Below are 18,103 nucleotides of genomic sequence, written 5' to 3'. Positions count from 1 at the left end.
CTGGAATTAAGCGTGTTTCTGGATGCATTCGAGGAAGGCCGTGCCGTATTTTTTCAGCTTGTGTTCGCCGACACCTTTGACGAGCAGCATTTCGTCACGCGTATGCGGTTTTACGGCGCACATATCCTTGAGCGTGGCATCGGAAAAGACGACATAAGGCGGGATATGGTCGCGCAGGGCAATTTCCCTGCGCAGGGCACGCAGGTATTCAAAGAGCTCCGGTGCTGCTTCTTTGCGGGTGATTTCTTTTGGCACAGCCTGAAAGACTTTTTTTTGGCCGCGCAGCACGGGGTAAGCAGTTTTCTGCAGGGTCAGCACGGGATATTTGCTCTCGGTCAGCGCGAGGTAGTCCGTGGCGACAAAGCGCTGGATGAGGAGCTTGATGTCAGCGAGACTGCGTTCTTTCATGAGGCCGTAAGTGGAAAGCTGGTCAAAATGAAGCTCCTTGACGCGTTTATCCGAGGAGCCCTTGAGCACCTGTGCGACGAGATTCAGGCCGAAGCGTTCGTGCATGCGGTAGACGCAGGAAAAGACTTTTTGTGCATCAATCGTCACGTCCTGCTCTTCAAGGCCCGCCCTGCAGTTGCCGCAGTTATCACAGGTCAGCGGCACATTTTCTTCGCCAAAGTAATGAATGATGAAATGGCGCAGGCATTCGGGCGTGTGGCAGTAGTCGACCATCTTCTGCAGGCGTCCGAGATTATGGCGCTTGCGCTCTTCATCTTCGGTCGAGATATCGATGAGGTATTTCTGCGTCATCGTGTCCTGCGGCGAAAAGAGCAGAATGCATTCGCCGGGCTCACCGTCGCGCCCGGCGCGGCCGGCTTCCTGATAATAGGCTTCGATATTTTTGGGCATATTATAGTGGATGACAAAACGCACATTGCTCTTGTCGATGCCCATGCCAAAGGCGTTGGTCGCGACAATGACCTGCAGATTATCGTAGAGAAAATCATCCTGCGCGGCGGCGCGTTCTTCGTCACTTAATCCTGCATGGTAGCGTCCGACGGCAAAATGCTTTTTCTGCAGCAGATGATAGAGGGCATCGACTTCTTTGCGTGTGGAGGCATAGATGATGCCGGCTTCATCTTCGTGACTTTTGAGATAGCGTTCGATGAATTTCTTTTTATCCTCGCCGCGACGCACTTCAAAATAGAGATTCGGGCGGTCAAAGCCTGTGACGTGCACAGCGGGACTATTCAGGCCAAGCAGGCGTACGATATCCTCGCGGACTTCAGGCGTGGCCGTGGCGGTAAAGGCCGAGACGAGTGGACGGCGCGGCAGGGCCTGCAGGAAGGGGGCAATCTGCCGGTAGCTTGGCCTAAAATCGTGACCCCATTGGGAGAGGCAGTGGGCCTCGTCTACAGCGACCATGGAGATGGGCTGTTTTTCGAGAACATATTGGAAGTAATTTGTGTCAAGGCGCTCCGGAGCGATGTAAATGAGCTTGAACTGCCCGCTGGCAGTGGCCCGCAGGCGTGCATCGGCCTCATCGAAGGAGAGCGAGCTGTTGATATAGGTGGCAGGCACGCCCTGCTCGGCGAGGGCATCGACCTGATCTTTCATCAGGGAAATCAATGGCGAAATCACGAGGGTGAGGCCGGGGAAAATCAATGCCGGAATCTGGAAGCAGATGGACTTACCGGCACCCGTCGGCATGATGGCGACCGTGTCGCGGCCCGTGAGCAGGCTCTCGATGACGGGTTTCTGAGCAGGCCGGAAATCATCGTAGCCGTAATACTGCTTGAGCAGGAGACGTGCCTGCTCAAAATAAGGACTGTGCATAATCTTCTCCTTTCTTTAATATATATTTAATTGTCCTGTAAATCGATAGCAACATCCTTATTCTATCATATAATAGTTGCAAAAAATATGATAAGATAATAACCATGGACTGAGAACAGAATAGAATCACTTGTCGATTGATCGGGAGGATAATACATGAAGAAAAGACGTCACGGGAAGGAGACCGTCATGCTTTTAGGAGCGATGCTCCTTGGCATGCCGGCTGCATCCTGCGCGGACCTTTCCCTGCAGGATGCCATTGATATGGCGCTGGAGCAAAACACAGCCCTGCGCATCACGCAGAAGAACGAGGATACGGCTCAGGCCGAACTTGACCAGACAAAAATCGAAAATGGCCTGCAGATCAAGGGTTCAGAATCCCTGAGTGCAGAGACGCACAGTTCTTCTGAGACAGATACAAGCAAGAGTTCTCTTGGGGTGACAGCATCGTATCCCGTTTATACGAGCGGCAAGGCAGAAGCGAATATCGACAGCAGTAAGCTGGGTCTTGAGGCAGCGAAGCTTTCGACCGAACGCAGCCGCGAAGACCTTAAACTCAGTGTCATCAAGGCCTATTATGATGCGCTGGAAGCGCGCCGCACGGTCGATGTACGTCAGGAAACGGTTGATAAATATCAGGACCATTATACGAATGTCCAGCAGCTCTATGCTGCCGGTTCCAAGGCCCGCATCGATGTCATCCGCTCTTCGGTCGAGCTCAGCAACGCCGCGCAGAACCTCATCAAAGCGCAGAACAGCTACGAGGTGGATTTGGCAGCTTTGCGCAATTATATCAATATGGACCGCAGTGAGCCCTTGAACCTGACATCTGATTTTTCGTATGATCATTTTGATATCGATATGAATGACTGTATCGATTATGCTTACCGCAATCGCAAGGACCTGCTGGTCGATACGTATAAATATCAGCAGCAGGAGGATGCCCTGAAAGCGGCCAAAGCCGAATTCGGCCCGAGTGTTACCGTCAGTGCAGGGCCGGATTGGGCGCACACGTTCAAGCCTTCCCGTAATTCAGGGACGGATTACGATTTTTCAGCAGGGGCAACCCTCTCCTGGGATTTTTGGGATAACGGTCTGACACGTGCCAAGGTCCGCAAGGCGGAAGTCAGCCGTGATATCGCGAAGCTCAATCTGACGAAAGACAAAGAGGATATCGACCTTTCGGTGCGTCAGGCCTATTATAACATGCGCGAGGCTGAGAAGCGCCTGAATTCGACCGGCGATGCCGTGCGTCAGGCAGAGGAAGATTATTTCATCGCCAAGGAGAAATACCGTGCCGGCGAAGGCTTGATGCTCGATATCATTGATGCGCAGGAAGCTCTGTCAACGGCCCGCCTCAACTACATCAGCGCCGAATACGATTATGCGCGCTATAAGGCAACGGTCGAGAATGCCATGGGCATTGAACTCACGGACCATGAAAAGGAAGCTGCGGCCAAAATGCTCTTAACGCCTGCCGATACGGCGCAGGCTGCTGTGGCGGCGGAGTCTGAAGCGGTACTGCAGAAACCGGTTGCACCGGCGAATGCAAAACCTGACAAAGATACCAAGAATCTGGCTTCGGCCGTGCAGAAAGCGAAGGAAGCCAAGGCGAACAAGCCAGCATCCGGCGATGTGTCATCCGATCAGGTCGCAAATGATTTAGCCGAAGGGGAGGCAGCTCAGTGAACATACCGAAATTACCGAAAATACCGGGGAAAGTCAAAGCCGTCATTGCTGTCCTGATTATTGCGGGCGGTGCTTTTTATGGCTATAAGTATTATGAAGGGCAGCAGGCCGCAAAACAGACTGCTGCTGTCGAGACAACTAAGGTTGTCCGCATGGATATGAAATCGACGGTTTCGGCCACGGGCACAATCCAGCCAGTCGATTCGGTCGAGGTCAGCTCTAAAATCACGGCCAGACTCAAGAGCGTGCTCGTCAAGGAAAATGATCAGGTCAAGGCAGGGCAGACCGTGGCAACGCTCGACGCCAAGGATTATGAAGCCAAAAGGGATCAGGCGCAGTACAAAGTCACGAATACAAAGGCCGAATACGACCGCATCAGTTATCTTTACAGCATCGGCGCCGATACGCAGAAACAGCTTGAGGATGCCCAGATGAATTACGATACGGCTGTGTCGGCTCTCGCACAGGCCGAGTCGGACGCAGCGGAGACGAGCATCACGGCCCCAATTGACGGCACGGTTGTCGGAGAACCGAAGACAGTTGGTACGATGGCCGTATCGACGTCGGACAATCCGACTGTCATCATGCGCATTGCGGATCTTTCAAGCAAACAGATCAAGGCCAAGGTCGATGAGACGGATATCGGCAATGTCAAAGTTGGACAGGAAGCGACGTTTACGGTTGATACGTATACGGATAAGACCTTTACGGCCCGCGTCTCGAAAATTTCGCAGACCGATACGAGCAACAGCTGGGATACGAGTTCCAGCTCGTCTTCGGGCTCTTCGGCTTCTTCTTCAGCCAGCGTCATTTACTATTATGTCACGCTCGATGTCGATGACCCTGACAGCCTGCTGCTGCCGGCCATGACGGCCCGCGTCGAGATCAATACGGCCGATAAAGCCAATGTACTCGCCGTGCCGATTTCCGTTCTGAAGACGGATTCGAATGGCTCCTACGTCATCGTGCGCAATGCCGATGGTTCGCAGGAAAATCGCTATGTGACGACGGGCATTTACAGCGACGAATATGTTGAAATTCTGTCGGGCCTTGAGGAAGGCGAAGATGTCGTCTCGACGTATACCGCGAAGAAGACGAGTTCCAGCTCTTCGAAGAGGGGCGGCGGCATGGGCGGTCCGCCGATGTAAGCGCAGAGAGGAAAACATCATGGCAGAAACAGAAAAAGTCAATACCATTGAGCTGCGCGGCATCAAAAAAATCTATAAGATTGGCGGCGAGGAGCTGGCGGCACTCGCCGGCATTGACCTTGACATTCATAAGGGCGAATTTGCCGCCCTCATGGGGCCGTCGGGGTCGGGCAAGTCAACGCTCATGAACATCTTAGGCTGCCTCGACCGTCCAACCTGCGGCTCGTATAAGCTTGACGGCGAGGAAGTGGCAGGACTCAGCGACGACCAGCTGGCTGTCACGCGCAACCGTAAAATCGGCTTCGTCTTTCAGAATTTCAATCTGCTCTCGCGCATCTCGGCACTAGAGAATGTGGCCCTGCCGCTTGTCTACGCCGGCGTTGGCCGTCACGAGCGCATGAAGCGCGCACAGCATTTTTTAGAAGCTGTCGGTCTTGGCGACCGCGGCGACCATCAGCCAAATGAGCTTTCGGGCGGCCAGCGCCAGCGCGTGGCCATTGCAAGGGCTCTCGTCAATGACCCGCACATCATCATGGCCGATGAGCCCACGGGCAACCTCGATACGAAGTCGACGAAAGAAATCATGGAAATCTTCGAGAATATGCACGAAATGGGCAGGACCATCATCCTCGTCACACATGAGCCGGAGATTGCGGCCTGTGCCAGCCGTCAGCTGCTCGTGCGCGATGGCCGCATCACGCGCGACGAAGGGAAGGGAGTGGTTATGGATGTTGTTTAGTGAGAGCTTCATCATGGCCCTTACTTCGCTGTATGCCAATAAGATGCGCAGTCTCCTGACGATGCTCGGCATTATCATCGGTGTCGGCGCCGTTATCGCGCTCGTATCCGTCGGCATGGGCGTGCGCTCAAATGTCACGAACTCCATTGCGAGTCTTGGCTCGAATATGCTGATCATCTCGCCGGGCGCCTCGAATAAAGGCGGCGTGCGCGGTGCGGCAGGTTCGCGTCAGACGCTCAAATACGACGATGCGACGGCCATCAAAAGCAAAATCAAGGATATCGATTACGTTTCGCCGACTGTCCAGTCCTCGTATCAGATTGTCTACGGCAATCAGAACTGGAATACAACCGTGCAGGGCGTGACGCCGGAATTCATGTCCATTCGTTCGCTCTCTGTTTCGAATGGTTCGTTTATTTCTACGAATGATATGGATAAACGCAGCCGTGTGGCCGTCATCGGTACGACCGTAGCAGCAAATCTTTTTGAAGAGAAAAATCCGGTCGGCCAGAACATCCGCATCAACAATCAGCCGTATAAAGTCATCGGACTTCTTGCAAGCAAAGGCCAGTCCTCGATGGGGCAGGACCAGGATGATATGATTTACGTGCCCATCACGACGGCGATGGAGCGCATGCTCGGCATTACGTATGTGCAGTCCATCAATGTACAGGTATCGGATGCGACGAAAATGGACCAGGTACAGGAAAATATCGAGACGCTTTTGCGCCAGCGCCATCATCTGACCGCCGGCAACAAGGAAGATGATTTTACCGTACGCAATCTGACGAGTCTGATGGAAACGGTCAGTCAGTCGACTTCGATGCTGACGCTGCTCTTGGGTGCGATTGCCGGCATTTCGCTGCTCGTCGGCGGCATCGGCATCATGAACATCATGATGGTCTCCGTCACGGAGCGAACGCGTGAAATCGGCATAAGGAAGGCCTTAGGGGCGACGTTCATGAATATCATGACACAGTTTCTCATCGAATCCATGGTCATCGGCGTCATCGGCGGCCTCATCGGCATTCTTGTCGGCATTGGCGCTTCGCAGCTGATTTCGAAATTCGGCAATTTCACAACGGTTATTACAGCGACGCCAATCATTGTCTCGTTTGTGTTTTCTGTCGGCATTGGTTTGTTCTTCGGCATTTATCCAGCGCGCAAGGCAGCGAAGCTCGACCCGATTGAAGCCCTGCGTTATGAATAAGCTGTATCTTTATAGAATAGGGCAATAAAAAAGGACTCATAGGAGTCCTTTTTTGTATGTCTTTATGTGCTGCAGAGGATTTACTGAATCGTAGCAAGCAGGTCGCCGGAGCTGATGCGGCTGCCGGCCTTGACGTAGATTTCTTCGACCACGCCATCGATTGGCGCCGTGATCGTCGTTTCCATCTTCATGGCTTCCGTGACCATCAGAGGATCGCCCTTCTTGACGACATCGCCTTTGGCAGCGATGAGGCGCAGGACAGAGCCCGAAAGCGTTGCACCGACTTCGCCCGGTACAGTCGGGTCTGCCTGACGGATCACTGTTGTCTCCTCCGAAGCAGCCTTATCGCGGACGCGGATTTCACGCGGCATGCCGTTGACCTCGAACTGGATTTCGCGGAACCCGTCGTCGGACGGCGAAGTGATGTAGTTCATGCGAATGAGGACCATCTTGCCATTGAGGCGGACCCAGATTTCTTCGCCCGGCTTCATGCCGAAGAAGTAAGTCGGCGTATCGAGGATGGAGAGGTCGCCGTATTTATGGAAGCGCTGGATATAATCCTTGTAAACTTTTGGATAGATGCAGTAGCTTGAAACGGATTCCTCGCTGTCCGGCATGCGCAGGGCCAGCATATCCGCGCCAATCTTGACTTCGTCGATTGGCTCTGGCGGCGTTTCGAGATGAGGCTGTGCACCTCTCAGAATGATTTTCTGCAGTTTTTCCGGGAAACCGCCGTACGGGATGCCGAGTTTGCCATCGAAGAAGTCGACTACGGATTTCGGGAAGTCGAGTGTCTCACCGTGTTCAAAGATATCCTTCTCGGTCAGGTTGTTCTGAACCATGAAGAGCGTCATATCGCCGACGACCTTCGAGGACGGCGTGACCTTGATGACATCGCCAAACATCTGGTTGACCTTAGCGTACATGCGGCAGACCTCAGGCCATCTGTCGCCGAGGCCGACGCCCTTGGCCTGCTGGCGCAGATTCGTGTACTGGCCGCCCGGCATTTCGTGCTGGAAGACCGTCGTGTTCGGGCTCGTCATCTTGCCGTCGACACCAGCGTAGTAGCTGCGGACAACCTGCCAGTAGCGGTCAATTTTCTCGAGTTCTTCGATATTCATCTGCGGCTGGCGCGGATTATTCGAAAGAGCCTGAATGAGGGCGGTCATGGACGGCTGGCTCGTGCCGCCGGAGAGTGCACTTGTTGCGACATCGACGATATCGACTCCGGCTTCGATGGCTTTTGCGTAGCTGTAGAGCGTGCAGCCGCCGCCTTCGTGACTGTGCAGGTGAATCGGCAGGTCTACGGCATCTTTGAGGGCCGAAACGAGAGCGTAAGCCGCTTCCGGCTTCAAAAGGCCTGCCATATCCTTGATGGCGATGATATTTGCGCCGGCATTGGCCATTTCCTTCGCGAGATTCGTGTAATACTGCAGGGAGTATTTCTGGCGGCTGCCGTCGAGAATATCACCCGTATAGCAGATGGCCGTTTCGGCAAGTTTGCCCTGCTTGCGGACTTCATCAATCGACAAGGTCATATGGTCGAGCTGGTTGAGGCAGTCGAAAATGCGGAACACATCGACGCCGTTCTCGGCTGCAAGGCGCAGGAACTGGCGGATGACTTCAGGCGGATAGTTCGTGTAGCCGACTACGTTGGCACCGCGCGTCAGCATCTGGAACAGGATGTTTGGCGCAGCCGCGCGCATCTTGCGCAGGCGCTCCCACGGGTCTTCATCGAGGAAGCGGTAAGCGACATCGAAAGTAGCGCCGCCCCAGTCTTCGAAGGCATAAATCTGCGGAACCTTGCAGGCCGTGTAATGGATGGCATTCATGATATCCTTGGTGCGGATACGCGTGGCGAGCAGGGACTGATGGGCATCGCGGTAGGTCGTATCCATTAAGAGGACCTGTTTCTGTTCCTGAATCCACTTGGAGAATTTCTCTGGTCCGAGCTTCTGCAGGAGCTGACGCGTGCCGGCTGGGCATTCTTCATTGCTGGCATCGAGTTTTTCCGGCGTAGCAAATCTAGGCTTCGGGTTCGCGCCGTTGCCGTGGAAGCCATTGACCGTGACATCGCCGATGTAAGACAGGAGGCTCGTGCCCGGTTCATCGACGACATGGGGATCCAGGAGGAGCTCCGGATTGTGGTCAATGTAATTGACGTTGCAGGTGCCTGCCTGGAAATGCTTGTCCATGAGCATATTCTTAAGGAAGTAAATATTCGTCTTAACGCCGCCAATGCGGAATTCATCAAGGCAGCGCAGCATGCGCTGGATGGTCTCAATGGCCGTGCTCGCATGGGCCGTGACTTTTACGAGCAGTGAGTCGTAATACGGCGTGATGACGGCACCGGTATAAGCCGTGCCGGCATCGAGGCGGATGCCGGGGCCGCCGCCGCTGCGGTAGTCGTTGATCTTGCCCGTATCCGGCATGAAATTGTTCTGTGGATCTTCGGTCGTGATGCGGCACTGGATGGCCACGCCGTTGCAGGGGACATCTTCCTGACTCTTGATGCCGATTTCCGGATCCGAGAGGGCATAGCCTTCTGCCACGCGAATCTGCGTTTTGACGATATCGATATCCGTGATGGCCTCGGTGACCGTATGCTCGACCTGGACACGCGGATTGACTTCAATAAAATAGAAGTGTTCTTCATCCTGGTCGGCGAGGAATTCGACCGTGCCGGCATTGACATAATGAACATTTCTCATAATTTTCAAGGCTGCATCGCAGATTTTCTTGCGGAATGCCTTTGGCAGGGACCAGGCCGGCGCCATCTCAATGACTTTTTGATGACGGCGCTGGATGGAGCAGTCGCGTTCATTGAGGTGGATGACATTGCCGTGGGTATCGCCCATGATCTGAACTTCGATGTGTTTCGGGTTCAGAATGCATTTTTCGACGTAAACATCCTCATCGCCAAAGGCGCGTTTTGCCTCGGAGCGGGCTTCGTTGAAGGCTTCTTCGAGGTCTTCCATGCGGTCAACACGGCGCATGCCGCGGCCGCCGCCGCCATTGATGGCCTTGATCATGACCGGCAGTCCGACTTTCTCGGCAAAGGCCTTGACTTCGGCGAAGTCCTTGACGGCGCCGTTCGTGCCCGGAATCATTGGAATCTGAGCTTTTTCAGCCTGAATTCTCGCATTGACTTTATCGCCGAACATCTGCAGATGTTCGACTTTCGGGCCGATGAAGGTAATGCCCTCTTCTTCGCAGCGTTTGGCGAGCTGGGCGTTCTCGGAGAGAAAGCCATAGCCCGGATGGATGGCATCGACATCGTGTGCCTTGCAGATGCGGATAATGTCTTCGATATCAAGGTAAGCGTCGACCGGTTTTTTGCCTTTGCCTACCAGATATGCTTCATCGGCGCGGCTGCGGTGCAGGGACAGGACATCTTCCTTGGAATAGACAGCAACGGTGCGGATGCCCAGCTCATGGCAGGCACGGAAAATACGGATGGCGATCTCTCCGCGGTTTGGTACCAATATCTTATGAATTGGCTTCATAGAACTCTCCTCCTCAGCGAATAAAGTTAATAATTTCACATACGTGATTGAAATAAAACCGCAGCTGTGTTACTGCTTGTACTCAGCATTGAGCTGCGGTTATTTCTTTGTTCAGCCCCTATCATAAGGCAAGTGCAGAATTTAGTCAATAGATAAAATTGATTTTGTAATAAAAATAAAGTATTGTGTATACAATTTGACGCAAATTGCAAATTCAGATACAAATGACCATGGGAAACGGATAAACGGGAAAAATTATAACGATTCTTTGACATTGACTTGACATCGCTGTAGAGATTCCGTATAATAACATCATGTTAATCCTTTAATTGAGTAAAGAAATAAATAGGGAGAGGTTACTATGAAGTGGAAGAAGATTCTCGCACTGGGGCTCGCTGCCGTTATGACGGCTGCTTTTGTCACGGGCTGCGGCGGCCAGAAAGCTGCCAATAATGGTTCTGGCTCAGGTGATAAGGGCAAAATCATTGTCGGTCTTGACGATAATTTCCCGCCGATGGGCTTTAAGGATGAAAACAATGAGATCACGGGCTTCGATGTTGACCTCGCCAAAGAGGCTTCGAAACGCCTTGGCCGTGAAGTAGAATTCAAGGCTATTGACTGGTCGAGTAAAGAAGCGGAACTCAAGAGCGGCCGCGTCAATGTTCTCTGGAATGGTCTTGACATCACGGAGAAGCGCAAAGAGAACATGCTCTTCTCGGATCCTTACATGGACAACCGTCAGATTATCTTTGTCAAGAAGGGCCGCACGGATATTACGGACGAAAAGAGCCTTGCCGGCAAGTCGGTCGGCACGCAGAGTGCTTCGACTGCCGAGGAATACATGGATAAGACGGACTTTTTCAAGAAAGATGTCAAGGAAGTCAAGAAGTACTCTGACTTCGTCACGGCCTTTATGGACCTCGAGAACGGCCGTATCGATGCGGTTGTCGGTGATGAAATCGTCGGACGTTACTATATGAGCAAACATCCGGATTCCATCGATGCCGTCGATGTGGCAGTCGGTCCTGTCAGCCAGTTCGGCATTGCCTTTGCCAAGGACAACACGGCTCTGCGCGATGATGTCCAGAAGGTCCTCAATGAGATGAAGGCCGATGGCACGATGGCCAAGATTTCGGAAAAGTGGTTTGGCAAGGACATCACGAAGTAACGAACGCTCCTTATTATTAAGGAATATAATTAAGGAATATAAATAAGAAAAGGCTTGATTCGTCAAGCCTTTTTTTGTACAATGGATGGTATGTTAATACTTTGCTAGACTAAAGGAATCCGCAGAGGAGAAGAAAAAACGATGGATAATCTGCTTGATACGATATTACAGATGCTGGAAGGCTCCGAGATTACACTCGAAATCTTCTTCATCACATTGATTATAGCCCTGCCGCTCGGCATGCTCGCCGCGCTGGGCAGACTCTCAAAATGGCGGCCGCTCAGTGCGTTCATGGAATTTTACATCTGGCTCATGCGCGGCACGCCGCTGATGCTGCAGCTGCTGTTTGTCTACTTTGCCCTGCCGATGGTCGGTGTCATGCTGCCGGACATCGCTGCAGCGCTGCTGGCCTTCACGCTCAACTATGCGGCGTATTTTGCGGAGATTTTCCGTGCCGGCATTCAGTCGGTGCCGAAGGGACAGTATGAAGCTGCTAAGACGCTGGGTCTGAGCTATCCGCAGACGATGCGCCGCATCATCCTGCCGCAGGTCATCCGCATCGTGCTGCCGCCGGTTTCGAACGAGACCATCAACCTCGTCAAGGATACGTCTCTTATCTATATCCTTGCCATGAACGACCTGCTGCGCGTTGCACGCACGATTGTCCAGCGCGAGTTCGATATGACGCCGTTCCTGATTGCCGGCATCTTCTATCTGGCCATGACATTCGTCCTGACCTGGATGTTCAAGAAACTGGAGGCCCATTATGGCAAATACGACAAATAATGATGCAGAAGTCATGCTGCGCATGCATGATATCCATAAATCGTTCGGCGACCTTTCCGTGCTCAAGGGCATCGATATCGAAGTCAAGCGCGGTGAAGTGCTCGCCATCATCGGCCCGTCCGGTTCGGGCAAGAGCACGCTTCTGCGCTGCATCAATAAGCTTGAGACGATTGACTCAGGCTCGATTGAGATTGAAGGCGAATTCCTCGCCGATACGGATGAACACGGTGTGGCCGAATATGCCGATGCGAAGAAGAGCCGCGAAATTCTCTCGCACACGGGCATGGTGTTCCAGCAGTTCAATCTGTTCCCACATATGACGGTCATGGAGAATCTCATCGAGGCACCGATGCTGGTCAAGGGCATGAAGAAGGCGGAAATCCTGCCGTATGCCAAAGAACTTTTGGAAAAAGTCGGCCTTGCTGACCGCGCGGAGTATTATCCGTCGCAGCTGTCAGGCGGCCAGCAGCAGCGTGTGGCCATTGCCCGCGCGCTCTGCATGAAGCCGGACATCATGCTGTTCGATGAGCCGACGTCTGCACTTGACCCGGAACTCACGGGCGAAGTACTCAAGACCATGCGCGAACTGGCGGAAGAGCGCATGACGATGGTCGTCGTCACGCACGAAATGACGTTTGCACGTGAGGTCGCGAGCCATGTCATCTTCATGGCCGACGGCACGATTGTTGAACAGGGAGAACCAGAGCCGTTCTTCAGCAATCCGCAGGAAGAGCGCACAAAGGCATTTCTGCAGAACATGCTTTGATTTTGTGATGAAAGGGAGCGAGCGATCGCTCTTTTTTTGTGCGCAAAGGAAAATTCTGCGCTTCTCAGGTAACTTTTCTTGATTTTTTCAGGAAGAAAGGGGATAATAAAACGTAGAATGTCTTCGTGACAGCGCCGTTGGCAGCTGCCGCGAGCGAATTAATGTTGGAGGGGTCATATGAAGCGCGTACTGTTCCTGTTATCTGTCATCGCAGTCATGCTGCTGCCGATGGCGGGCGTGTCAGCTGCGGATTCTGATTTCAGCGAGCGCGTGAGCGGCATGGCTGAGATTACGGCTGTGCGCGTCAACAGCGGTGCCGACAAAATCCGCATCGTCGTCGATGCGAGCAAGCCGGTTCGTTATACGATAATGACACTGAAGAACCCGGACCGTGTCATCGTTGATATTCAGGGAGCATGGCTCGCGGCCAAAGTCAAACGGCAAATTTCCGTGGACAGCCGCTTTGTCAACGATATCCGCATCGGTCAGTTCAATAAGAATACCGTGCGCGTCGTGGTCGAAAATAAAGTCGGCAGCAACAACTACAAGGTATTCCCCTTAGCGGGCGGCCCGGTACCGGGACGTGTTGTACTCGACTTTGGCAATCTCAATGACAGCTCCAAGACCGTCATTGCCACGCCGGATGTGAAGAAGCCTGCTGCTACGAAGCCGAATACGTCTTCTTCATCGTCCGTGCAGAAGAATCCGTCAGAGACGAAGCCAACATCCCAGACAGGGAAACCGTCCTCTGCGGCGCAGACCCAGCCTGTCACGCCGACAAAGCCTGCTGCCACGACACCTGTCTCAAAGAGTGAGGATATCGATGGCCCGGCAAAGGATGCTGCCGGTACAGGCAGTCAGACGGCGGGAAACACCAGCGGGGATAAGGGCCAAACAAATTCTAACACCAATACCGGCAATGACGGTGCCATTATCTCGGATGATACGGATGCGGATATTGCAGCCCTCAATGGCGTCAAAGGCAAGAAAATCACGATTGACGCCGGTCATGGCGGCAACGACTCGGGGGCTATCGGGCCGACGGGCGTGATGGAAAAGACCGTGACGCTGCGCATTGCCAATGAACTGCGCCGCCTGCTTGTGGCTGAGGGAGCGACCGTCTATATGACGCGTACGACGGATACCGAGGTATCGCCAAAAGGCGCCAATGCCTCGGATATCGAGGAACTGCAGGCCCGCTGCGACGTGGCGAACAACACGAAATCGGATATCTTCCTCTCGATTCATATGGATTCGTTCTCGAGCGGTGCGGCCAAGGGCACGACGGGCTATTATTACTCGCTGGGCTCCAAGCGTTCGCGCGACCTTGCCGACAAGGTACGCCAGGGCGTCATCGACCAGATTGGCACGCAGAGCCGCGGTACGCAGAGCTGCAATTTCTACGTGGTCAAGCACACGGATATGCCGGCAACTCTCGTTGAGGTAGCGTTCATCTCGAACCCGCAGGAAGAACAGCTCTTAAACAGTGAAGACGGCATCAAGAAGGCGGCACAAGGCATCGCCGATGGCATTGCCGATTACTTTGGCTGATAAAAGCTCCGCTGCTTCGTTCATTTGTTAATTTAGTTATTTCTTTATAGCCCTGCCGAAGTAGGCGGGGCCATTTTACTGATAGGAATCATGAGCATATTGTGAGATATGGATGTTTAGGAAAGGACAGGGAAATTTTTTGGAACAGGATCAGAAGTTCATGGCAATGGACACAGAAGAGAGTCTCGAAGCAATGATGGCCGAGGGTCGGGAAGAGCGCAGGAAACAGCTTTACCGCCACAAACTGCCGGAGAAGCGCACACTGGCCGGCATGATGGCCGCTATGACGAAGGCGGAGCTTGACGATATCCGCTTCAATCTCAACGTGACGGGAGCAAGCTCCCTTAAAAAGGCCGAGCTCATCGAACGCCTCGTGCCGGCTGTAGAAGAATTTGCCGCCCGCTGGCTGCCATCGCTTTTGGAAGAAGAGTACGTCTGTTTCAAAGACTTTGTCGAGCATGACGGCCTTTCGCGAAAGCTGGGCGAGGACGATGAACGCCTTGACTATCTGCGCGGCCTCGGCTTCTTGTCCTGCGGCAAAGAAGGGGACGGCCTGGTCTGGTATATGCCGGAAGAGGTACTGGCGGTTTTCTCGCGTATGAATGATGAGACATATCCGGCACTCGTGGCCCGCAACACGGAGATGGCGCGCCTGGCGGCCGGGCTGCTCTATCACTATGGCTATATGAACTTTGAGCAGCTCTACGAAGCCGTGCTCTCTTATCTTGACGAAAAACAGCGTGCTGAAATCAGCTTTATGGATTTTGCCGGTGTCATGCTCAATGTCTCGTGCTGGAAAAATATCGTGACGGCGCTGCCGCAGGGGGTCAAATACTATACGCTCATTGATGAGGAAAAGCTTGAGAATGAACAGCTGCGCCGCAGCGACCTTGATTTTGCCAAGCTCACGTACGAGGAAGTTCATGCTGCCGGTGCGGATACGTATACGCCGGACACACCGTCGTACCGTGCGCTCATTGCCTTCTTTATGAAAGAACATGGCTATGATGTTCTGAAAGCGGCTGATGTGGCCGGAGAAATCCTCATCCTGCTGCAGAATGGCGGCTCCCTGCAGGAAGCTGTCGAATATCTGGAAGAACTCGGGCTCATGAAGGATGAGGATAAAGCTGAGGCCATCGTGCCCGTCCTCGCTGCTTTCAATAATGAGACACACCTTTGGCAGCTTAAGGGCCATACGCCGGCGGAGCTCATGGAAAAGAGCGGTCAGGGCCGCATCATCCCGTTTGATCAGGTGCGCAAGCCCAAAGTCGGACGCAACGACCCCTGTCCGTGCGGCAGCGGCAAGAAGTATAAGAACTGCTGCCTGCGCAAGGATGAACAGTGAGGCATGATCTATCAGCCACAATATAAGAAAAAAGCAAAGAAATTCTTTGCGGTGCTGCTGCCCATCTTCATCACGCAGATTGCCCTGACATCGACGGGATTTTTTGATACCGTCATGTCCGGCCACGTTAGTGAGCAGGACCTGGCGGGCGTGGCCGTTGGTTCGAACCTCTTCATGCCGTTCTTTGGCTCGTTTCTCGGTGTCATTTCGGTACTGACGCCGGTCATCTCGCAGCATTATGGGGCAGGGGAGAAAAAGGAAATCGCCTTTGTCGTGCGTCAGGGTTTTTACTGGTCCTTGGGCCTGGCTTTTCTCTTTCTGCTGCTTGGCATCCTCTTTGTGCCGTTCATTCTTGACTATCTTCGTCTTGAACCCAAGGTTGCTCATGTGGCGGCCGGCTATCTCATCGCAATTGCCTTTGGCATCGTGCCGATTTTCCTGTCGGGCGTCTTGCGCAATCTCATCGATGCTCACGGCTACACGCGTTTGACGATGATGGTGACGCTGCTGACCGTGCCGGTCAATGTAGCGGCGAATTATGTCTTTATGTACGGGGCATTGGGCGTGCCGGCCTTTGGCGGTATCGGCGCGGGCATCGGTTCGGCCATTGCCTTTGTGCTGAATTTTCTCTGCAATATCCTCGTGGTCAGCTGCATCGAGCCTTTTCGCAACTACCATGTCTTTCGCGGGCTGCCGCATCCCCATCCTGCGGAATGGAAAAAGGCCCTGTCCCTTGGCATTCCGATTGGCAGCACGATGTTCTGTGAGATGAGCATCTTCAGCGCCGTCGGCCTGTTCATGACGATTTACGGCACGACGGTCGTCGCGGCGCATCAGGCGGCTATGAGCTTTACGACGCTCATCTACATGATTCCGCTTTCCGCCAGCATGGCCTTGACGATTCTCGTCGGTTTTGAGATTGGTGCGGGCAGAAGTGAGGACGCGGCGGCGTTCATCCGTCTCGGGCGGCTGCTGACGTTTTTGTTTGAGGGCAGCCTTGCCCTGCTGCTCGTGCAGTTTCGCGATGTCATTGCAAGTCTTTATACATCGAGTCCGGATGTACAGGAGCTTCTGGTCGTCTTTCTCGTCTTTGCGGTATTTCTGCAGCTGGCCGACAGCATCGACGCGCCTTTGCAGGGGGCACTGCGCGGCTATAAGGATGTGCACGTGACCTTTGTACTCGCCGTCGTTTCTTACTGGGTCATCGGACTGCCTGTTGGCTGGGCCTTGGCGGCGTTTACGCAGCTCGGCCCGTATGGCTACTGGTGCGGCCTGATTCTTGGCATTGCCGTTGGCGCGGTGTTCCTTTCTCTGCGCCTGCATACGATACAGAAACGCTTTGCTGAAACTTTATAATGAAGGAATAAGAAAAAGTCAGCCTGGATTTTGGCTGACTTTTTCGATTTTCATATAGTTTTCAGAAGCAATCAGTTGTTTTCAAGTTTCGCTTGCTATGATATACCTGTAAGAAAGATAACAACGTCGTCTGGAGGGAATGCAAATGAAGGCAGGACAAGAGCTGACGGAAATCCATAATAAGAAGACGGGACGCGGCGTCACGCGCTCGTTCCGTAAATTTAAGCCGGCGCGCTTTTCGCGTAAGGTGACAGGGGCCGGCGCGTTTATGCGCAGCCTGACGGCCGCCGTCATCATGGTGATGGCCGTACTTTCACCAATCCACATACTGCCCGGCTACGCAGCGCCAAGCCCCAACAAGGCCCTGGCTGCGGTCATGGTGGACAATGAGGCTGTCGATACGAGACAGCTCGGCAAAGGCGGCGACCGCCTGACCAGGAAGCAGCGCAGCCGCCTCTTGGCTGAAGCTCTGCTGAGCAAGGCTGAGACGGCTGAGCCTGAGGTTACTGCCGATATGCGCACGCTGGAAAAATCCTCTGCACACCTGCAGGGGCTCGAGTACCGCCTCAAGAGCATGGACAGCCTGGCCCGCAAGATTGAAAGCGATGCGGAAGAAGACCAGGTCAGCCTGATGGCCGCTGCTGCCGGCGTCAGCGATGTCCTTCGCTATACGCTGACCTGCTCGGCTGAAGATTACAGCGAGATGGTGCCAAAGGCATTGGCGGTACTTACGGAAAAAGGCTACCGTGTCGAGAAATTCCACAACGCTTGGGGAGGCAAGTTCTATCAGGGCGTCAACGTCCATCTGCTGAGCCCTTTCGGTACGCGCGTCGAGCTGCAGTTCCACACGCCGCAGTCCTTTGCCATCAAACAGGCTTCTCATGAAGTCTACGAAATCCGCCGCAACCCGGCCTCGACCGCTGAGGAAATCGAAGAAGCAACGCGTCTTAGCATTGCTTATAATGCAGAAGTCGTCGAGCCGAAGGGGGCTAGAGATATCAGCTGGCCGCTGGCAGCTTAAATAAACACCGCAGGCAAAATTCATTATGTAAAA

13 protein-coding genes are annotated in these 18,103 nt (G+C 53.6%); 11 read left to right on the top strand and 2 right to left on the bottom strand.

The window, feature by feature from the left end:
- Positions 1-6: 6 nt before the first annotated feature.
- Positions 7-1,785 carry a DNA helicase RecQ gene (recQ, locus tag ACI4OH_RS10465; protein ID WP_435720888.1) on the bottom strand — a complete coding sequence of 593 codons (1,779 nt, stop codon included), beginning with the start codon at positions 1,783-1,785 and terminating at the stop codon, positions 7-9.
- Positions 1,786-1,941: 156 nt separating this feature from the next.
- On the opposite strand from recQ, the gene ACI4OH_RS10460 reads away from it, so the two are divergent.
- The 4 genes from ACI4OH_RS10460 to ACI4OH_RS10445 are packed head-to-tail and all read left to right on the top strand — an operon-like array spanning position 1,942 to position 6,571.
- Entirely contained in the window at positions 1,942-3,474 is a 1,533-nt protein-coding gene (locus ACI4OH_RS10460; protein ID WP_435720887.1) for a TolC family protein, read from the top strand.
- Complete coding sequence (locus ACI4OH_RS10455) at positions 3,471-4,622, top strand: efflux RND transporter periplasmic adaptor subunit (protein ID WP_439784718.1); 1,152 nt, start codon at positions 3,471-3,473, stop codon at positions 4,620-4,622. Before ACI4OH_RS10460 ends, ACI4OH_RS10455 begins: the two co-directional genes overlap by 4 nt.
- Before the next feature lie 19 nt (positions 4,623-4,641).
- Positions 4,642-5,361 (top strand): ABC transporter ATP-binding protein, encoded by a 720-nt coding sequence (locus ACI4OH_RS10450; protein WP_432646824.1) that lies wholly within the window; start codon positions 4,642-4,644, stop codon positions 5,359-5,361.
- A complete protein-coding gene (locus tag ACI4OH_RS10445; RefSeq protein WP_439784717.1) occupies positions 5,351-6,571 on the top strand; it encodes an ABC transporter permease in 1,221 nt (406 codons plus the stop codon). The genes ACI4OH_RS10450 and ACI4OH_RS10445 overlap by 11 nt, the downstream gene beginning before the upstream one ends.
- A gap of 80 nt (positions 6,572-6,651) precedes the next feature.
- Here the strand turns inward: ACI4OH_RS10445 and ACI4OH_RS10440 are convergent, their stop codons facing one another.
- Complete coding sequence (locus tag ACI4OH_RS10440; protein ID WP_435720883.1) at positions 6,652-10,077, bottom strand: pyruvate carboxylase; 3,426 nt, start codon at positions 10,075-10,077, stop codon at positions 6,652-6,654.
- Between the two features lie 361 nt (positions 10,078-10,438).
- Between ACI4OH_RS10440 and ACI4OH_RS10435 the strand changes: the two genes are divergently transcribed.
- From ACI4OH_RS10435 to ACI4OH_RS10405, 7 genes are all read left to right on the top strand, one after another.
- Positions 10,439-11,245, top strand: coding sequence for an amino acid ABC transporter substrate-binding protein (locus ACI4OH_RS10435; RefSeq protein WP_439784716.1), 807 nt, complete (start codon positions 10,439-10,441; stop codon positions 11,243-11,245).
- Positions 11,246-11,386: 141 nt separating this feature from the next.
- A complete protein-coding gene (locus ACI4OH_RS10430; protein WP_295630997.1) occupies positions 11,387-12,031 on the top strand; it encodes an amino acid ABC transporter permease in 645 nt (214 codons plus the stop codon).
- Positions 12,012-12,797, top strand: a complete 786-nt coding sequence (locus ACI4OH_RS10425) for an amino acid ABC transporter ATP-binding protein (RefSeq protein WP_295713241.1) — start codon at positions 12,012-12,014, stop codon at positions 12,795-12,797. The genes ACI4OH_RS10430 and ACI4OH_RS10425 overlap by 20 nt, the downstream gene beginning before the upstream one ends.
- A gap of 177 nt (positions 12,798-12,974) precedes the next feature.
- Positions 12,975-14,348 carry an N-acetylmuramoyl-L-alanine amidase gene (locus tag ACI4OH_RS10420; RefSeq protein ID WP_439784715.1) on the top strand — a complete coding sequence of 458 codons (1,374 nt, stop codon included), beginning with the start codon at positions 12,975-12,977 and terminating at the stop codon, positions 14,346-14,348.
- A 160-nt stretch (positions 14,349-14,508) separates the two neighbouring features.
- Entirely contained in the window at positions 14,509-15,693 is a 1,185-nt protein-coding gene (locus tag ACI4OH_RS10415) for an SEC-C metal-binding domain-containing protein (protein ID WP_432646818.1), read from the top strand.
- A gap of 3 nt (positions 15,694-15,696) precedes the next feature.
- Positions 15,697-17,049, top strand: a complete 1,353-nt coding sequence (locus ACI4OH_RS10410) for an MATE family efflux transporter (protein ID WP_439784714.1) — start codon at positions 15,697-15,699, stop codon at positions 17,047-17,049.
- A 145-nt stretch (positions 17,050-17,194) separates the two neighbouring features.
- Positions 17,195-18,070 carry a hypothetical protein gene (locus ACI4OH_RS10405; protein WP_432646816.1) on the top strand — a complete coding sequence of 292 codons (876 nt, stop codon included), beginning with the start codon at positions 17,195-17,197 and terminating at the stop codon, positions 18,068-18,070.
- The last annotated feature ends 33 nt before the right edge of the window (positions 18,071-18,103 follow it).

This window comes from Mitsuokella apri (genome assembly GCF_051886055.1).
Classification (GTDB): Bacteria; Bacillota; Negativicutes; order Selenomonadales; family Selenomonadaceae; genus Mitsuokella.
The sequence above is the reverse complement of the archived record's forward strand: the minus strand, read 5'-3'. Positions and strand labels throughout refer to the sequence as shown.

Coding starts and splice junctions, on each gene's coding strand:
- recQ (WP_435720888.1), bottom strand. CDS start 1,785: ATGCACAGTCCTTATTTTGAGCAGGCACGTCTCCTGCTCAAGCAGTAT.
- ACI4OH_RS10460 (WP_435720887.1), top strand. CDS start 1,942: ATGAAGAAAAGACGTCACGGGAAGGAGACCGTCATGCTTTTAGGAGCG.
- ACI4OH_RS10450 (WP_432646824.1), top strand. CDS start 4,642: ATGGCAGAAACAGAAAAAGTCAATACCATTGAGCTGCGCGGCATCAAA.
- ACI4OH_RS10445 (WP_439784717.1), top strand. CDS start 5,351: ATGTTGTTTAGTGAGAGCTTCATCATGGCCCTTACTTCGCTGTATGCC.
- ACI4OH_RS10440 (WP_435720883.1), bottom strand. CDS start 10,077: ATGAAGCCAATTCATAAGATATTGGTACCAAACCGCGGAGAGATCGCC.
- ACI4OH_RS10435 (WP_439784716.1), top strand. CDS start 10,439: ATGAAGTGGAAGAAGATTCTCGCACTGGGGCTCGCTGCCGTTATGACG.
- ACI4OH_RS10430 (WP_295630997.1), top strand. CDS start 11,387: ATGGATAATCTGCTTGATACGATATTACAGATGCTGGAAGGCTCCGAG.
- ACI4OH_RS10425 (WP_295713241.1), top strand. CDS start 12,012: ATGGCAAATACGACAAATAATGATGCAGAAGTCATGCTGCGCATGCAT.
- ACI4OH_RS10420 (WP_439784715.1), top strand. CDS start 12,975: ATGAAGCGCGTACTGTTCCTGTTATCTGTCATCGCAGTCATGCTGCTG.
- ACI4OH_RS10415 (WP_432646818.1), top strand. CDS start 14,509: ATGGCAATGGACACAGAAGAGAGTCTCGAAGCAATGATGGCCGAGGGT.
- ACI4OH_RS10410 (WP_439784714.1), top strand. CDS start 15,697: ATGATCTATCAGCCACAATATAAGAAAAAAGCAAAGAAATTCTTTGCG.
- ACI4OH_RS10405 (WP_432646816.1), top strand. CDS start 17,195: ATGAAGGCAGGACAAGAGCTGACGGAAATCCATAATAAGAAGACGGGA.